Here is a 17479-nt window from a genome sequence, read left to right as displayed (position 1 = left end):
CTTTCGCGCATTTCAAACGATGATGGGATCGACCCCCGCAGGCGTGGGCAGCAACTACCGGTATTGTCCGTGCTGCCGCGCCGAACTGATTGACCAACCCGTTGTGCACGGTGCTCGAGCTGCTGGTTCGATAGCGGGGCGGCGGACGCGATACGTCGAATGCCCGCGGATTTGACGATGCAATCGTTCGTTGCCGTGTTGCTCAATGGCCTGAGCTATGGGTTGCTGTTGTTTCTGTTGTGTGCCGGGCTGACACTCGTGTTCAGCTTAATGGGCGTGATGAACTTTGCGCATGCAAGTTTCTACATGCTCGGTGCTTACATCGGCTACACGACCGCGCGCTACAGTGGCTTTGCCGCCGCGTTGATCCTCGCGCCGGCCGTGGTGGCCGGCCTGGCCGCCGCTTTCGAGCTTGGCGTGCTGCGCCGCGTGCACCGCCACGGGCCGCTTGCCCAGTTGCTGGCGACCTTCGGCCTGGCTTATCTGATTGCCGAGTTCGTGCAACTGGGATGGGGCCGCTCGCCGTTGCCCGCCGTCGTGCCGCAGTGGCTCGATGGCGCACTGGTGAATTGGCATGGCGTGGCATTCTCCCGTCTTCGCGCCTTCATGATGGCGATCTCCGCTGGCGTGCTCGGCCTCTGTGCGCTGCTACTGCGGTATTCCCGCATCGGCCTGGTGATCGCGGCCGCGCGCACGCACCCGCACGCCGTGCAGGCATTGGGCCATGATGTCGCGCGTGTGCATACTCAGGTGTTCGCGTGCGGCGCGGCGCTTGCTGCGGTGGCCGGGGTGCTCGGCGGCGCGGCATTCGTCACGGATACGTCGATGGCCGAAACGCTGGGCTCGGTCGTGTTCGCGATCGTCGTGGCCGGTGGAATGGGCTCGTTGGCTGGCGCATTCGCCGCGTCGCTGTTGTTTGGCATCGTGCAGACGCTGCTTGTCGGACTTGACATGCGGCTCGACACGCTGCTCCATTGGGTGTTGCCGACGGTGGACGAGACCGGCGCATGGGGCCGCATCACGTTGGCACAACTCGCGCCAGTGACACCCTTTGTGTTGCTGATCATCGTGTTGGTGTTGCGTCCGGGCGGGCTGGTGCGTGGCCATGTGGAGTTGGACACATGATGGCGCATCGCCAGACGCCGCGTGGCACGCGGGGCGACCGTGACGTACGGCGGCTGCCGTGGGGCGGGCTGATATTGGCAACCGTGCTTGCTGTGCTACCGCTGCTGCCGCTGGCGCATGGCGAGCCGAGCGGAGCGGTGCTGGCGCTCGCGTCGCAGGCGGCTGTGCTGATTGTGTTCGCGCTGTCGTACGATTTGTTGCTCGGTCAAACCGGCCTGCTGTCGTTTGGCCATGCCATGTATTACGGCATCGGCGCATTGGCGGCGGCGCGCGTGGCCAACGCGTGGGCATTGCCCGCACCGTGGCTGCCGGTGGTCGGCGGCGTAGGTGCGGCGCTTGTTGCCGTCCCGGCCGGGTGGCTCAGTGCGCGCCGGGGCGGCGTGACCTTCGCGATGGTAACGCTGGGGCTCGGTGAACTGGTTGCGACTGCCGCGAGCACCGTGCCGGAATGGTTTGGCGGCGTGGGCGGCGTGATGATCGACCGCGGCGCTGTCCCGGGCTGGCTCGGTATCGATTTCGGCGCGACGCGCGCGGCCTATGGCCTGGTGATCGCGGTCGCATTGGCCTCATGCATGCTGATCGCCTGGTTATTGCGCACGCCGCTCGTGCACGTGGCCAATGCGGTGCGCGACAATCCGCGACGGGCGGCATGCGTCGGCGTGGATCCCTCGCGCGTGAGATGGGCGATGACGGTTATCGCCGCATTCTTTGCCGGCGTCGCCGGCGCGCTGTCGGTGGTGACCTTTGAGATCGCCACTGCAGACAATGCGAGCGTTGCAACATGCGCGACCGCGTTGATCGCCGTGGTGATCGGCGGCACTGGCACGTTCGCTGGTCCTGTGTTGGGTGCCGTGGCCTATGTGTCGATCGCGAACGGCTTGGCGTCGCTCACCCGCGCGTGGCCGATGTACGTTGGCCTTTTTTTCTTGCTCGTCGTGGTTTTTGCGCCCGGCGGGCTGGTCGGTGCATGGTTGCATCGCCGGGTGCCGCCCGCTCTGGCGGGCAGCCGGCGTGCGCGATGCGCGCTACCGCGGTTCAGCGGGAGACGCATGGGACGTGCGCTGGCAGTGCTCGGCATGCTGGCCGGCAGTATCGCTGTGATTCAGTCAGTTTATGCATGGCGATTTGGCGATATCGGCGCGGATATCAGTCCGGGCTGGCATGTCGCCAACGGGTGGGGCATCGCGGTGGCCGGTGCGGTATGGATGGCGGTCTCGGCGTTCGCGCTGCGTGGGACGACGCTGCGTTCGCCGCGCCGGGTTGCCGAGAGCTTGCGTCCGACCCATACTGCTGCGGCAGCCATGGCTTCGACCCGCGCTTCTAAAGCGGCCATGGCTTCGACCCACCCTTCTACGGCAGCCACGAGGCCCACCGTAGCCAAAACCACCGCGTCGGTCATCGTCGCAGGCGCTGCCGCCAATGTGCCGGCACGAGCAGCCGGTACGCCGGAACAAGCGAAACCCATCGATTCCGCGCCGATGGTACGGCCGAGACACGCGCCGAGCGGTCCGGCGTTTGATGTGACGCTGGATGACGTCCATGTCAGTTACCGCGCGACGTCTGTGCTGCGCGGCGTGCATTTGCACGTGCAAGCCGGCGAGATTCACGCATTGATCGGCCCGAATGGCGCAGGCAAATCCACGGTGTTCAATGTGCTCAGTGGCGTCACGCAGGCCGATCGGGGCACCGTGCGGCTCGATGCCAGGCCGATCCGGCGGCTGGCGGCACATCGGATCGCCCGACTTGGGGTCGCGCGGGGCTTGCAGACACCCAGCTTGTTCGCGCGATTGTCGGTACTGGACAACGTGTGCTGTGCGATGCTGTGCTCGCGCGGCGCGCCGCTTGATCGCTGGCTGCTACCTGCCGCGTGGCGCGCTTTGCGTGAGCGCGCACTCGACTGGCTGCGGCTAGTGGGTCTGGGTGACGAGGCCAGCGCCCGCGCCGCACAACTGAGCTACGCCCGACAGCGCGCGCTCGAGTTGGCCATGGCCACGGCCAGCGGTGCGCGACTGCTGTTGCTGGACGAGCCGACCGCCGGCATGAGCCGGGCAGAGGCCATTGAGGCGCTTGCATTGATCCGCGCGATGGCGGTGGGGCGCACGGTCCTGCTGATCGAACACGACATGGACGTCGTGTTCGATCTCGCAGACCGGATTTCGGTGCTAGTCGACGGTGTGGTCATGGCTACCGGTACGCCGGCGCAGATCCGCGCCAATCCGGACGTGCGCGATGCCTACCTGGGCCCCGCGCGTGCGCCATGAGGCTCGTCGTGCGCCACCTGGAGGCCGGATACCAGGGCGTGCGGGTCATCCAGCACGTATCGATGCACGTGGACGGCGGTGAGATCGTCGCCCTGTTTGGCCGCAATGGCGTGGGCCGTTCGACGCTGGCCAAAGCCATTGTCGGCCTGGTTGAGCGGCGCGGTTCGATCGAGCTTGATGGCATGCAGATTGACACGTTGCGCACCGTGGACATCGCCCGCGCCGGCGTTGGCTATGTCGCCGAGACCCGCGATGTGTTTCCGACATTGAGCGTCGCGCAGAATTTGCTGCTCGGCCTGCCGCGACGCGCACGGGGCCCGGCGGTGTTCGAGCCACTGTACGAGTTGTTTCCCCGCTTGCGTGTCCGTGCCGACGTGAAGGCGGGTGCGCTCTCTGGTGGGGAACAACAGATGTTGGCCATTGCCCGGGCGTGGGCTGCGCAGCCCCGTGTGTTGATCATTGACGAGCCGACCGAGGGCCTCGCGCCGCGTGTTGTCGATGAGCTTGGCGTGGCACTGGCGACGCTGGCCGTGCGCGGCACGGCGATACTGTTGATCGAGCAGCGTGCCGCGATGGCACTGGAGCTGGCGCGACGCGTCTACGTGATGGGGCGCGGTCCGTCGGGCTTGGGTGAGATCGTCTTCACCGGTGCGCGTAGCGAGTTCGAGGCGACGCCGGCGATTGCTCGGCAATGGCTGTCGGTATAGCGCTGCGCGGGCGGCATGGCGTGCTCGAGCGACAGCCTGGTCAGCATGTCGGTAATGCAGGTTGCCAGCGTCGTTTCTCGCTACAATTCGTAGACGGTGCGAACCCGCATCGCGTTTGAGCCAACGGTAGGGATTCGATGGAGATCCACAAGGAAGTTGACGCGCGGGGGCTGAATTGCCCCTTGCCGATCTTGCGCGCGAAGAAAGCGCTGGCTGACATGCAGAGTGGCCAGATCCTGAAAGTGCTGGCGACGGATCCCGGCTCGCAGCGGGATTTCGCCGCGTTTGCGAAGCAGACCGGCAACGAGCTAGTCGAAACCAGCACGGGCGCCGACAAGACATTCGTATTCCTGATGCGTCGGCGCTGAGTAGCAAGGCACCGCGAGCGGCGACGCCGTGTCGCGGCGTTAGCCTTCGAGCACCGGTGAACGGGTGCGCAGGTATTCGGCGAACTCGTCACGAACCTCCGGGTGCTGGAGCGCGAATTCGATTGTTGCCTTTAGGTAGCCAAGCTTGCTGCCACAGTCAAAGCGCGTGCCGTGGTACTTGTACGCGAGCACCTGTTCGTCGTCGAGCAGCGACTGGATCGCGTCGGTCAATTGCAATTCACCGCCTGCGCCTGGCTTCAGTGCACGCAAGTGACTGAAGATGCGCGGCTTGAGCACGTAGCGGCCGACCACGCCGAAATGGGATGGCGCGACCTCCGGGGCCGGCTTCTCGACGATGCCCGACATCTTGACGATGTTGTCTTCCCATTCCTTGCCGTCGACAATGCCGTACGACTTCGTTTCCTCATGCGGCACTTCCTCGATGCCGATCACCGAACTGTGATAGTGATCAAACACCTCGATCATCTGCTGCATCACGGGCGGGCGACCGTACAGCAGGTCGTCGGCGAGGATGACCGCAAACGGGTTATCGCCGACGAGCTTTTCCGCGCACAGCACCGCATGCCCGAGCCCGAGCGCTTCGGGCTGGCGAACGTAGAAGCAGTCAACATGGCTGGGCTTGATCCCACGCACCAACTCGAGCAGCTTGTCTTTGCCGCGCGCCTCAAGCTCCGCTTCGATCTCATACGACTTGTCGAAGTGATCCTCGATCGCGCGCTTGCTGCGGCCCGTCACGAAAATCATTTCAGTGATACCTGCGGCAATCGCTTCCTCAACCGCATATTGAATCAGCGGCTTGTCCACCACTGGAAGCATTTCTTTCGGGCTTGCCTTGGTGGCCGGAAGGAACCGTGTGCCAAGACCTGCCACGGGAAACACTGCCTTAGTAACTTTGAGCATCTTCGATTACCCTGTTTGTTTCCGGTTGTACTACGTTAGCCCGATATGGGGAAAATGAACAGCGCGACAAAAACTATCGCCCCGCTATAGCGGATCACCCTGCACTTTATGCCGGAAGCCGCTCAAGTTGGGTGGTCAGTTTTGCCAACATCGACTCGAAATCTGCCAATCTTTTGCGCTCCTGGTCAACGACGGCGGCCGGCGCACGAGCCACAAAACGCTCGTTTTGCAGCTTCGCATTGCACTTGGCCAGTTCGCCGCCGATGCGGCTGATTTCGCGGGTCAGCCGCTCACGTTCGGCGGCAACGTCAATCTCGACCTTCAGTACCAGCTTGCTCGAGCCGACAAGGGCGACAGGCGCGCCATGCGCCTGCTGGTCGAGCGCGGCTTCGTCTGCGAGCACCTGGACTTGCGACAACCGCGCGAGCGCTTGGGCATAGGGTGCGAATTCGCGCAGGCGCATGGCATCGCCGGCCGCCACCAGCGGTACGCGAGTGGCGGGCGACAGGTTCATCTCGCCACGCAAATTACGACATGCATCGACTACTGCCTTCAGTTCGGTAACCCACTGTTCCGCCCGCTCGTCGATCTTCGATGGCGTGCTGCGCGGATAGGGCTGCATCATCACAGAGGCGTCGCCGGCCGCGGTCCCGGCCGGGTACCGGCCCGCCAGCGGCGCGACTTTCTGCCACAACGCCTCGGTAATGAACGGCATCAGCGGATGCGCGAGCCGCAGGATTGTCTCGAGCACCCTGAGCAGCGTACGCCGCGTGCCGCGCTGCTGCGCCGGCGTGCCGGTCTGCAACTGGACTTTGGCCAATTCGACGTACCAGTCGCAATACTCATCCCAGACGAACTTGTAGATCGCGTTTGCAATGTTGTCGAAGCGGTAGTCGGCAAAGCCCTTCTCGACATCGGCCTCGACCCGTTGCAATAGCGAGACAAGCCACCGGTCAGCGGGCGAAAAGTCGAGCGTGCCTTGCGGCCCGCAATCGCCTTGGCACGGTGCGATACCGCAATCATGCCCCTCGCAATGCATTAGCACGAAGCGCGTGGCGTTCCACAACTTATTGCAGAAGTTGCGATAGCCCTCGCAGCGCGCCAGATCGAAGCTCACGTTGCGCCCGAGCGTGGCCATCGATGCCATCGTGAAGCGCAGCGCGTCGGTGCCGTAGGCGGGAATTCCGTCCGGGAACGCCTTGCGCGTTTTTTGCTCAATCGATGCCGCCTGCTTCGGATTCATCAGCCCGGTTACGCGCTTGGCGACGAGCGTCTCCAGGTCGATACCGTCGACGATGTCGATCGGATCGAGCGTGTTGCCGCGGCTCTTGGACATCTTCTGGCCTTCAGCGTCGCGCACCAGGCCGTGCACATACACGGTGTGGAACGGCACCTTGCCGGTGAAATGGGTGGTCATCATCACCATTCGGGCGACCCAGAAGAAGATGATGTCGAAGCCTGTCACCAGCACCGATGACGGCAGGAAGTGCTCGAGTTCCGGCGTCGATTGGGGCCATCCAAGCGAGGAGAATGGCACAAGCGCGGACGAGAACCACGTGTCGAGCACGTCCTCGTCGCGCTTGAGCGCGCCGTTATAGCCCTGCGCGCGGGCCTGTGCCAGGGCATCGGCCTCGCTGTGCGCGACGAACACCTGGCCATCGTCCGCATACCAGGCGGGAATCTGGTGGCCCCACCAGAGTTGGCGCGAGATGCACCAGTCCTGAATGTTCTCCAGCCACTGGTAGTACGTCGTGGTCCAGTTTTCCGGCACGAACTTGATCTGGCCGCGGCGCACCACGTCCAGCGAGGTTTGCGCGATTGACTTGCCCGGATGCAGCGTGCCTTCGGGCGCCGGCTGGCTCATCGCGACGAACCACTGATCGGTGAGCATCGGCTCGATGATCGATTGCGTACGATCACCACGCGGCACGACCAGCCGGTGCGGCTTGACCGACTCGAGTAGGCCGAGCGCGTCCAGGTCTGCGACGATGCGCTCGCGCGCGTCAAAACGATCCAGCCCGCGGTAGGCGGCCGGTGCGTTGTCGTTGATCTTCGCATCGAGCGTGAGCACGATGATCTGCGGCAGGCCATGGCGTTGCCCGACCTGGTAGTCATTGAAATCGTGTGCTGGCGTGACCTTGACCACGCCGGTGCCGAACTCGCGTTCCACATAGTCGTCGGCGATCACCGGGATCTCGCGTCCGACCAGCGGCAGCGTGACGGTCTTGCCGACCAGCGCCGCGTAACGCTCGTCCTGTGGATGGACCATGACCGCGACGTCGCCGAGCATCGTCTCGGGCCGTGTGGTCGCCACGCTCAGGTGGCCTGAGCCGTCAGTGAGCGGATAGCGGATGTGCCACAGCTTGCCGTCCTCCTCCTCGCTGACTACCTCCAGGTCCGACACCGCTGTCCTCAGCTTCGGGTCCCAGTTCACGAGCCGTTTGCCGCGGTAGATCAGCCCTTGCTGGTAGAGGCGCACGAACACGTCGGTGACGACGCGGGACATGCGCTCATCCATCGTGAAGTACTCGCGTGACCAGTCGGTCGATGCGCCGAGCCGCCGGATCTGCCGCGTGATCGTGGAGCCCGATTCCTGTTTCCATTGCCAGACACGCTCGATGAAGCGCTCCCGCCCCAGCTCGTGCCGTGATTGCTGTTGCGCGTCGAGTTGGCGCTCCACGACGATTTGCGTGGCAATGCCCGCATGGTCCGTGCCGGGCACCCACAACGTGTTCTCGCCGCGCATCCGGTGGTAGCGCGCCAAGCCATCCATGATGGTCTGGTTGAACGCGTGGCCCATGTGCAGCGTGCCGGTCACGTTCGGCGGTGGCAGCTGAATCGCGAAGTCGGGCCGCTGCGGGTCTAGGGTTGCCTTCGCGTAGCCACGCTTTTCCCATTCTGGGCCCCAATACGCCTCGATCGTCGAAGGCTCAAAACTTTTTGCAAGCGTGGTATTGCTGTCGCTCATTGTCGAAATCTGCCGGAAAGACGGTGAAAATGCGGTCGAATAGATCGTTATAGTCAATTATAAGGGAGCCGGCGATGCGCGGGCGCCGGTTGCGCCGCCGCGCGACGCGGCACTTGCCGCCGTGGGACGGTATGCCGTGTGCATTCCCCGCGTGCTGGGCCGGCCACGGCCGTATAATGGCAAGCTTGTTGTGACCAAGGCCGCTCATGTCCGATTTGCTTGCCAACCTGAATCCCGAACAATATGCAGCGGTGACGCTGCCGAATGAACCGGCCCTGATTCTTGCCGGCGCGGGCAGCGGCAAGACGCGCGTGCTCATCACCCGCATTGCATGGTTGATCTCGCGCGGCGAGGCGAGCCCCGCCGGCATCCTGGCCGTCACCTTCACGAACAAGGCGGCGCGCGAGATGCTGATCCGCCTGGACGCGATGCTGCCGATCAATACGCGCGGCATGTGGATCGGCACGTTCCACGGATTGTGCAACCGCATGCTGCGCGCCCATTACCGCGATGCCGGGTTGCCGCAAGCCTTCCAGATCCTGGACACGGCAGACCAGTTGTCGGCGATCAAGCGGCTGATGAAGGGTCTGAACATCGACGACGAGAAATATCCGCCAAAGAGCCTACAGTACTTCATCAACAACGCGAAGGAGCAAGGCTTGAGGCCGGAGCAGGTCGATGCGAGCGACAACTTCAATCGCAAGTGCGTCGAGCTGTATGCCGCCTACGAGCAACAATGCCAGCGCGAGGGGGTCGTGGACTTTGCAGAATTGCTGCTGCGCTGCCATGAACTACTGCAACGCAATCCGACGCTGCGGGCGCATTACCAGGCCCGTTTCCGGCATATCCTGGTCGACGAGTTCCAGGACACCAACAAGCTGCAGTACGCGTGGCTGAAGCTGCTGGCCGGCGGGCACAATGCGATATTCGCGGTCGGCGACGACGACCAGTCGATTTACGCATTCCGCGGCGCTAACGTGGGCAACATGCTCGATTTCGAGCGCGAGTTCAACGTCCGGCACCTGATTAAGCTCGAGCAGAACTATCGTTCGCACGGCAATATTCTCGATGCCGCCAATGCGCTGATCGCGCATAATTCAAAACGGCTTGGCAAGAACCTACGTACCGATGCCGGCCACGGCGAGCCGGTGCGGGTCTATGAGGCGACGACCGATTCGCAGGAGGCCGGCTGGATCGTCGAGGAAATCCGCGCCCTGATCGACATGGGCCTGTCGCGCGACGAGATCGCGGTACTTTATCGCAGCAACGCGCAGTCGCGCGTGGTCGAGCATACGCTGGTCAATGCCGGGATTGCGTACCGGGTCTACGGCGGGCTGCGCTTTTTCGAGCGCCAGGAAGTCAAGCATGCGCTCGCGTATCTGCGGCTGATCGACAATCCGAGCGATGACACCGCGTTTGCGCGGGTGGTCAATTTTCCGGCCCGTGGCATTGGCGCACGCTCGCTCGAGCAACTGGCCGATGCCGCACGGCTGTACAACTGCTCGATGGCACAGGCGATTCCCTATGTGACCGGCAAGGCCGGCCAGGCGCTTGGCGGGTTTCTTGCGTTGATTGAGCGGATGCGTGGCGAGACCCGTGCGATGAGTTTGCCGGAGACGGTCGAGGCGGTGATCCGGCTCAGCGGGCTGGAGCAATTCTATGCCAACGACCGTGAAGGTCAGGAGCGCATCGAGAACTTGCAGGAGCTGGTCAACGCGGCCAGCGCATTCGTGTCCGAGGAGGGCTATGGCCTCGATACGCCGGCGCGCTCGATTCCGCTGGCGCCGGGTGCGAGCCGCGCTGCCGCACTGCGGGGACTGGACGATGACGGGGAGCAGGCCGTGCTGGATGCACCGCGCATCGACGCACCGGCGCAGAATCCCGACCAGATGACGCCGCTTGCCGGCTTCCTGTCGCATGCGTCGCTCGAGGCGGGCGACAATCAGGCGCAGGCCGGTGAGCACGCGGTGCAATTGATGACGGTGCATGCCGCCAAGGGGCTCGAGTTTGCCGCCGTGTTCATCACCGGACTCGAGGAAGGCTTGTTCCCGCATGAGAACAGCGTGACGGAACAGGATGGGCTCGAGGAAGAGCGGCGCCTGATGTACGTTGCAATCACGCGCGCCAAGGAGCGGCTCTATTTGTCGTTCGCCCAAAGCCGGATGCTGCACGGCCAGACGCGCTACAACGTGCGCTCGCGTTTCTTTGACGAATTGCCGGCCGGGGTGCTGAAGTGGCTCACCCCCAAGTTAGAGCCCGGCTCACGCTGGGGTCAGCGTGCCGGTTTCGGCGACAACGCTGGATGGGGCCGCGATTGGTTCGGCCGCGGCGGTCGGCGCGACGACGCGCCGTATGGCAATGCGCGCTTTGACGATGGTGCACCGGCGCCGGCGTTCGCGGACCAGCAGCGCGCCACGCAAAGCGGCTTCCGGATTGGCCAACCCGTGTTTCACGCGAAATTCGGCGAGGGTACGATCACCGCGCTGGAGGGGGGCGGCACGGACGCGAAGGCGCAGGTCGCCTTCAAGCGGCACGGCACCAAATGGCTTGCGCTCGCGGTCGCAAAACTGCAGTCGGTATGACGGACGGATAGTGGTGAGGGCGACGGACTGGCAGTGGTGGGGACGACGAACCAGTAGCGGTCGGGGCAACGAACCGGTAGTGGTGGGCGCGTAGGGCCATGGCACGGTTATGCGGCGGCGCTGCCGCGGCGTCGCGACGGCTTACGCGGTCGGCGGCGGGCCAGCGGGCTGCTCAACGCCGAAACAGCCGCGATAGGTTGCGTAGAACGAGCAATAGATCATCGTCCACAGGATCACACTGACGGGCAACAGCGCGGTCAACGCGCCGCTCGTCAGGCCAAACGCGCTTAGCACGAAACCCAGTAGCAGCGACACACCCATCAGGACTGCAAGCCACGTGGCCAGGTAGACGAGGAACGCGCCGCGGTTGCGCCAGCAGGCCACGAAGCTGAAGAACATCGCCTTGAGGGGCGGCACGCGATGCCAGGCGGTCAGCAGCGGCGCGAACCAGAACAGCATCATCGTGGGCACGTAGAATACGAAGCCGAGCGCGATACTGGAAAGCAATATGCCGCTGGAGGCGACGTCGTCATCCGGCTTCGCCTCGCTAACGACCGTTTTCAGCAGCGAGCCGCCATCGATCAGTGACGTCAGGAACAGGCTCGCGGTGACCAGCACCAGGTAGATTAGCCCGAGCTGCAGCAGCTGCCGTGCGACGGCGCTGCCATGCGCGCGAAAGCCGGTAAACAGCGCGAGTGGCAACACGTGCTTGCCGGCGATCACGTCGCGGCACGCGCTCATGAACCCGACGGACAAGCCTGGCGCGAGCATTAGCCACAGCGCGGAGCCGACTACCGGCACATGCGCGACGAGCATCATCGAGAACAAATAGGTGAAGAAGACCGCCAGGAAGCTCAGCGGGTTCTTGCGGAATAGCCAGATGCCTTGGCGGAACCAGACATAGCCGGATTTTTTGGGTGACTCGATTAGTCGCATAAGAGAGTGGTCAAACCCACGGTAACGCTTCTGCACCGATGCGCTCGCGCAACACACGCTCGAAATGAGCGGGGTCGTGCGGCTTGAGCAGTTGAGCGTCGCGTGGCAAGTAAAAGTCATAGAGCCGGGATAGCCAGAAGCGCAATGCACCGGCACGCAGCATGTCGCGCCAATGCCGCGTCTCGGCCGGTGTGAACAGCCTGACAGTCTGGTACGCGCGCAGCAATGCCTGCGTTCGTGCATCATCCAGGCGGCCGGTGTCCAGGTCGACGCACCAGTCGTTGACGGTCACAGCGACATCGAACAGCCACTTGTCACAGCCGGCGAAATAGAAGTCGAAGAAGCCGCCGAGCGTATCACGTCCGTCGCGCGACGCGAACAGCACGTTGTCGCGGAACAGGTCGCAGTGGCACGGTCCGCCGGGCAGCGCCGCGTAGTCGGGCGACGCAAAGAACGCCTGATGATACGCCAATTCGTTGATCAGCAACCGGTGCTGCGCATCGGTCACGTAGGGCAAGACCGCCGGGACATTGTCTTGCCACCACGGCAGGCCGCGCAAATTCGGCTGGTGCATCGGGAAATCGTGTCCGGCAACATGCATCCGCGCCAGCATCTGTCCGACTTCGGTGCAGTGCGCGACCTGCGGCGCCAGCCGCGGCGAGCCGTCCAGCCGCGTCACGATCGCGGCGGGCTTGTCCATCAGCATGCCGAACAACGCGCCGTCGTCGCGGCGCATCGGGTCGGGCACCGGCACGTGATGCGTCGCCAGATGCCGCATCAATTCCAAATAGAATGGCAACTCGTGCGCGGCGAGCTTCTCAAAGATCGTCAGTACGTACTCACCAGTGGTTGTCGTCAAGAAAAAATTACTGTTTTCGATTCCGGACGCAATGCCGCGGAAATCGATGATCTCGCCTATCGCGTAATGCTGAATCCAGGCGGCGAGCCGGGCTTCGGGAACGGCGGTGAAAACGGCCATGCAGACGTCATTGGACAGGTTGAAGGCTGCCGCTAGCGTGAGGCGGCAGGGGTCCGCGTGCGGCCGGCATCGATTGCCGGCCGCCGAGTCAGTCAGTACTTGAGTTGCAAGGACGGCAGCCGCGTAGAGGGCTTGCCGCTCTCGTGCACTTGCGGCGAGACATCCGGCGAGGCGCTCATCTGGTAGCGCGTGCCGAAGTTCGAGTGGACCTGGATTTCGACCGGCTTGCCACGATCGCGATATTCGGTGATCGATGTGCCGTTCGGACTCTTTTCGTAGAAGCTCGGCGTGCGGGGCGCGTTGAATTGCACTGTCGAATGCACGACGCCGGCAGGCCGGTTGATTTCCGTCAGATTCGGCAAGCCGACGGCCTCGCTCTCATCCTGTGACGTGGCGGTGGCCGGCGTCGCCGCGGCGTCCGGTTGTGGTGCGCTTGCCGCAGCGACCATCGTGGCGGCAAGCGCCAAGGTGGCCGTCACCAGTACGGTCGCGAACCGGGCCGCGCCGCGAGGAGGTGCGCCAAGCGCAATGTGGAACGGCTTCATGACAGTTCTCCGAGACGGTAAAGCAATTTTATCAAACCAGCGTGCGTCATAGGCGCCAGCGTGACGCTGTCGCCGCGGTTTTTTTGCGCCCCGCATTGCAGCCGTGTTTCGTGATAATGTCGATTGGCGCCAGTCTGCACGAGCCCGCTGTGCTCCTGCACCCAAACCGCCGCGCCTGCCCCGAGGACATCGAATAATGAATGTGATCAACGCGTCTGCTACGTTTTGCACCGAAGCCTTTGACGATCCCGCCGCGGCCGTCGAGCGGCTGTCCGCCATTTATGATGTCAGCAGTGCGTCGCTGCGCGATGCATTCGAGCGGTATCGGCGTGGTGAGCGCATCGAGGCGCGTATCCGCGCCTGTTATCCGTTTGTGCGGATTCGCACAGACGTCAATACGCATATCGATTCACGCCACTCGTATGGCTTCGTCGCGGGCCCCGGCGTCTATGAAACCACGGTAACCCGGCCGGACTTGTTTGCCCACTACTATCGCGAACAACTGAGACTGCTCGTGAAGAACCATAAGGCGTCGATTGAGATCGGGGTGTCGCGCCAGCCCATTCCGATCCACTTTGCGTTTGCAGAAGGCATTTACTTGGAGGGCGAGTTAGATGTGGACCGTCTGCGGCAGATGCGCGACATCTTCGACACCCCGGATTTGTCGCTGCTGGACGACCGTATTGTCAACGGCACGTACGAGACGCCGCCTGGCGAACCGCATCCGCTTGCCCTGTTTACAGCGGCGCGAGTGGACTTTTCGCTGCACCGGCTGCGTCACTATACGGCGACGTCGCCGATCCACTTTCAGAATTACGTGTTGTATACGAATTACCAGTTCTACATCGATCAGTTCGTCAAGCTTGGCCATTCGCTGATGGCGCGCGCCGACGATGCGCGCGAGCGCGCGTATCGTAGCGAATACGTCGCGTTTGTCGAGCCCGGTGACGTGATCACGTACAACGCGAACCTGGGCGAGCAGCCGAAACAGGGGCTGCCGGTGGCGCGCATGCCGCAGATGCCTGCGTACCATTTGAAGCGCGCCGATGGCAGTGGCATTACGATGATCAATATCGGCGTGGGGCCATCCAACGCGAAGACGATCACCGATCACGTCGCGGTGCTGCGCCCGCACGCGTGGATCATGCTTGGGCACTGCGCCGGCTTGCGCAATACGCAGCGGCTCGGGGACTACGTGCTCGCGCACGGCTATGTGCGCGAGGACCACGTGCTGGACGACGACCTACCGCTGTGGGTGCCGGTGCCCGCGTTGGCCGAGGTGCAGGTGGCGCTGGAGCGGGCTGTCGCGCAGGTCACGCGGCTCGAGGGCACTGAGCTTAAGCGCGTGATGCGCACCGGCACGGTCGCCACTACGGATAATCGCAACTGGGAACTGCGCGATCATCGTGAACCGGTGCTGCGGCTGTCGCAGAGTCGGGCAGTGGCGCTCGACATGGAGAGTGCGACGATTGCGGCGAACGGCTTTCGCTTCCGCGTGCCGTATGGCACGTTGCTGTGCGTGTCCGATAAGCCGCTGCACGGTGAGTTGAAGTTGCCGGGCATGGCGGATCGATTCTACCGTGCACAGGTGGACCAGCACCTGCAGATTGGCGTGAAGGCAATGGAGCTGCTGCGCACCAATGGACTGGACCGGCTGCACAGCCGCAAGCTGCGCAGCTTTGCTGAAGTGGCATTTCAGTAGCCAAGCCTTATGGGGCGGGGAACTGGCGCCCCCCGCCAGCTTTGCTTTGTCTAACTTGGCTAGGGTTGTCTAACTTGCACGCTTGATCGGTACGGGCGAAACACGTTCGACCTCCCGAGCCTTTGTGTAGTGTGCAGTCATTCCTTCGGTCGTGTGGCCGGCCAGCGCCTGGGCTGTTGCGGCACCTTTCAGGCGTTTCAGGTCGGTTAATGCCTTGGCCCGCAGATCGTGGAAATGCAGTCCAACCAGGTATTTCGGATCGGGTGCGATCCCTTTTTCATTGCAATCGTCCTCGTAAGCTTTCCTAGCGCGTTGACAACCGCGTTTCCAGCCAGAATAAGCCCCAATATAGGTGAAGCGACCGCCCTTGCGCGTGCAGATGACGGGTCCAATGGCCGTAACCTTTCCTCCACGCGCTAGATCGAGCGTGTCTCTCAACTCGGGTGTCATTTCGATGAGTAATCGCACGCCACTACTATTGACCGTTTTGCTGGGATGAAAATAGATACCTTCGTCAGTTACCTCCTGCCAGTTGAGCGCAAGCAAGTCACCAATCCGCTGGGCGGTTTGGTAAGCCAGATCAATCAAGCAAAGGATAGAGCGAGAAGAAGAATGCAGGTTCTTCCCTGACTCGACAATGGCGGCTCTAATTGCTTCCAGTTCAGCGTCTGTAATGTATCGATCGCGCTTTTTTTCTTTGGCTGCACCAATTTCTCGGGCTGGGTTTCGATCGCGTAATCCTTTCCGAATGGCGTGCATGAAAATTAACGACAACAACGCTTTGTACTTGTTGCTGCTGTTCGGCTTGTCATGAAAGTGCTTGTCGAGGAAGCGCGCGACATCTGCGGGGCGCACGTCCTCAATTAACCATTGCGGGCCAAATTCCTGGCGAATCAGACTGAGCATCTTGGCATAATTTGAGCGTGTCTTTGGAGCATAGTCAGGAAGCTTCTTTTGCACCCAATCGTCGATTAGAGCGGGCATCGTATTAGCTGTTGACCGCGAACTGTCCGATGCGCGCGTAAATTTAGCCAGTTTCTCGTACAAGCATGCGATCCCTTCGGTGGTACGACATAGCTTGTGCCACTTTCGATTGATATCCACGAACCACCATGTGCCATGCTTCTCGTACACGCGAGCGGGTAAATGAGATGGAATTTTGCGACGCCCAATCACGCTGCAACTCCCATATCGGATGTCAATTGCGGGCGCTTGCGTTGCTTGCTTGGCTGTGCGATGCCGGTTATATGGTGGCGCCAAACGCGCACACTGCCATCGGGGCGCCGATCGGCCGGGATACCCGCTTTTTGTAGCGCGGCAAGTTGCCGGCACGGCTGACGGTAGCCGGTCGCTTCAATGATTTCTTGTTCGGTAAGGGTCAGTGAGTCCATAATGCCTTTGAGCCAATGCCTCTATATCACTCTCCATCTCCAGCAGGGACAGGTGTTGTTCCAGGCGTCATCTTGGAATGCTGCGTGTGCATTGCATAGAGCGATGCATGCCATTGCGCCATCTACCGCACTGCGTGTCATTTCGCGTTCCCGCGCATTGGTATGGGTTGTCATTGCTCTGTCCAAAAGGACGGGCGCACGTGCTGGCTGCCCGTAAGTGCCGCGAGGTTAGTCATTTCATCCTCGCGTTGCTGGACGCATATACGTCCTCAAACACTCGCGCACTACCGGACACTTGCGCACTGCCGCATACCCGCGTACTGCCAAACACCTGCGCGTTGCCGGACACTTGTACTTTGTCGAATATCTGTGCACTGCCGAACACCTGCGCGTCGCCAGACACTTGTACTTTGTCGAATACCTGTGCACTGCCGAACACCTGCGCATTGCCCGACGCGTGTACGTTGTCGAACATCTGTGCGCTGCCGCACACCCGCGCATTGCCGATCACCCACGCGCTGCCGAACACCTGCGCGTTGCCCGACACGTGTACATCGTCGAACATATTTGCACTACCGAACACCTGCGCGTTGCTAAACACGCGCACACTGTCGTACAAATTTGCATTACCGAACACCTGTGCGTTGCCGAACACCTGCGCGTTGTTGGACACGCGTACATCGTCGAACACCTGTGCGTTGCCGAACACCCGCGCGTTGTCGAATAGCTGTGCGTTGCCGTACACCCGTGCATTGCCAAACACCCACGCTTTGTCTGCTTGTGAAAGGTTTTCCTCTTTCTCGACGTAACCGCCGATATCACCAGCACAGACGCGTGCGAAGGAGACAAGTGCACGAATGCGAAAGAGCTTCACGCCGAGCTCTTCAATAAATTGATCATCGATAAGTTCAAATTTCTTGACAATGGTCATGCTTTCACCGTTCAGATTGCTTATAGTGTTGCTTCTTCGGGGGGGACTGACAGCCGTTCTGCC

The 17479-nt window shown here is 62.3% G+C and carries 14 protein-coding genes; 6 read left to right on the top strand and 8 right to left on the bottom strand.

All coding sequences use genetic code 11. From position 1 onward, the window contains the following. Window positions 1-177 precede the first annotated feature (177 nt). From IHE30_RS02935 to IHE30_RS02920, 4 genes are all read left to right on the top strand, one after another. The gene (locus tag IHE30_RS02935) at window positions 178-1125 is read left to right on the top strand and encodes a branched-chain amino acid ABC transporter permease (protein ID WP_337688695.1); all 948 of its coding nucleotides are present in this window, start codon (window positions 178-180) and stop codon (window positions 1123-1125) included. Continuing rightward, window positions 1122-3386 carry a branched-chain amino acid ABC transporter ATP-binding protein/permease gene (locus IHE30_RS02930; protein WP_337688694.1) on the top strand — a complete coding sequence of 755 codons (2265 nt, stop codon included), beginning with the start codon at window positions 1122-1124 and terminating at the stop codon, window positions 3384-3386. Before IHE30_RS02935 ends, IHE30_RS02930 begins: the two co-directional genes overlap by 4 nt. Then, window positions 3383-4093, top strand: coding sequence for an ABC transporter ATP-binding protein (locus tag IHE30_RS02925; protein ID WP_337688692.1), 711 nt, complete (start codon window positions 3383-3385; stop codon window positions 4091-4093). The genes IHE30_RS02930 and IHE30_RS02925 overlap by 4 nt, the downstream gene beginning before the upstream one ends. Window positions 4094-4230: 137 nt before the next feature. Beyond that, complete coding sequence (locus IHE30_RS02920; RefSeq protein WP_337688690.1) at window positions 4231-4461, top strand: sulfurtransferase TusA family protein; 231 nt, start codon at window positions 4231-4233, stop codon at window positions 4459-4461. Window positions 4462-4500: 39 nt separating this feature from the next. On the opposite strand, the gene galU is transcribed toward IHE30_RS02920, so the two are convergent. After that, window positions 4501-5382: a UTP--glucose-1-phosphate uridylyltransferase GalU gene (galU, locus tag IHE30_RS02915; RefSeq protein WP_337688689.1), complete on the bottom strand. Its 882-nt coding sequence runs from the start codon at window positions 5380-5382 to the stop codon at window positions 4501-4503. 106 nt (window positions 5383-5488) lie between these two features. Then, window positions 5489-8350 (bottom strand): valine--tRNA ligase, encoded by a 2862-nt coding sequence (locus IHE30_RS02910; RefSeq protein ID WP_337688688.1) that lies wholly within the window; start codon window positions 8348-8350, stop codon window positions 5489-5491. 206 nt (window positions 8351-8556) lie between these two features. Between IHE30_RS02910 and IHE30_RS02905 the strand changes: the two genes are divergently transcribed. After that, the gene (locus IHE30_RS02905; protein WP_337688685.1) at window positions 8557-10932 is read left to right on the top strand and encodes a UvrD-helicase domain-containing protein; all 2376 of its coding nucleotides are present in this window, start codon (window positions 8557-8559) and stop codon (window positions 10930-10932) included. A gap of 141 nt (window positions 10933-11073) precedes the next feature. On the opposite strand, the gene IHE30_RS02900 is transcribed toward IHE30_RS02905, so the two are convergent. From IHE30_RS02900 to IHE30_RS02890, 3 genes are all read right to left on the bottom strand, one after another. Then, window positions 11074-11868 carry a BPSS1780 family membrane protein gene (locus IHE30_RS02900; protein ID WP_337688684.1) on the bottom strand — a complete coding sequence of 265 codons (795 nt, stop codon included), beginning with the start codon at window positions 11866-11868 and terminating at the stop codon, window positions 11074-11076. 10 nt (window positions 11869-11878) lie between these two features. Continuing rightward, window positions 11879-12847, bottom strand: coding sequence for a homoserine kinase (locus IHE30_RS02895; protein ID WP_337688683.1), 969 nt, complete (start codon window positions 12845-12847; stop codon window positions 11879-11881). 92 nt (window positions 12848-12939) lie between these two features. After that, window positions 12940-13392 (bottom strand): hypothetical protein, encoded by a 453-nt coding sequence (locus IHE30_RS02890; protein WP_337688681.1) that lies wholly within the window; start codon window positions 13390-13392, stop codon window positions 12940-12942. Window positions 13393-13588: 196 nt separating this feature from the next. On the opposite strand from IHE30_RS02890, the gene IHE30_RS02885 reads away from it, so the two are divergent. Continuing rightward, on the top strand, window positions 13589-15094 hold the full coding sequence (locus IHE30_RS02885) for an AMP nucleosidase (RefSeq protein ID WP_337688680.1): 1506 nt from the start codon (window positions 13589-13591) through the stop codon (window positions 15092-15094). 69 nt (window positions 15095-15163) lie between these two features. Here the strand turns inward: IHE30_RS02885 and IHE30_RS02880 are convergent, their stop codons facing one another. The 3 genes from IHE30_RS02880 to IHE30_RS02870 form a co-directional block, all read right to left on the bottom strand. Further along, window positions 15164-16141 (bottom strand): tyrosine-type recombinase/integrase, encoded by a 978-nt coding sequence (locus IHE30_RS02880; RefSeq protein ID WP_337688678.1) that lies wholly within the window; start codon window positions 16139-16141, stop codon window positions 15164-15166. A 125-nt stretch (window positions 16142-16266) separates the two neighbouring features. Further along, window positions 16267-16485, bottom strand: coding sequence for a DUF4224 domain-containing protein (locus IHE30_RS02875; RefSeq protein WP_337688677.1), 219 nt, complete (start codon window positions 16483-16485; stop codon window positions 16267-16269). 232 nt (window positions 16486-16717) lie between these two features. After that, window positions 16718-17416: a polymer-forming cytoskeletal protein gene (locus IHE30_RS02870; RefSeq protein ID WP_337688675.1), complete on the bottom strand. Its 699-nt coding sequence runs from the start codon at window positions 17414-17416 to the stop codon at window positions 16718-16720. Window positions 17417-17479: the final 63 nt, after the last annotated feature.

Origin of the sequence: Mycetohabitans sp. B46 (genome assembly GCF_037389205.1) — a bacterium.
GTDB lineage: Bacteria > Pseudomonadota > Gammaproteobacteria > Burkholderiales > Burkholderiaceae > Mycetohabitans.
Note: the sequence above shows the minus strand (reverse complement) of the source record. Positions and strands in the feature narration are given on the sequence as shown.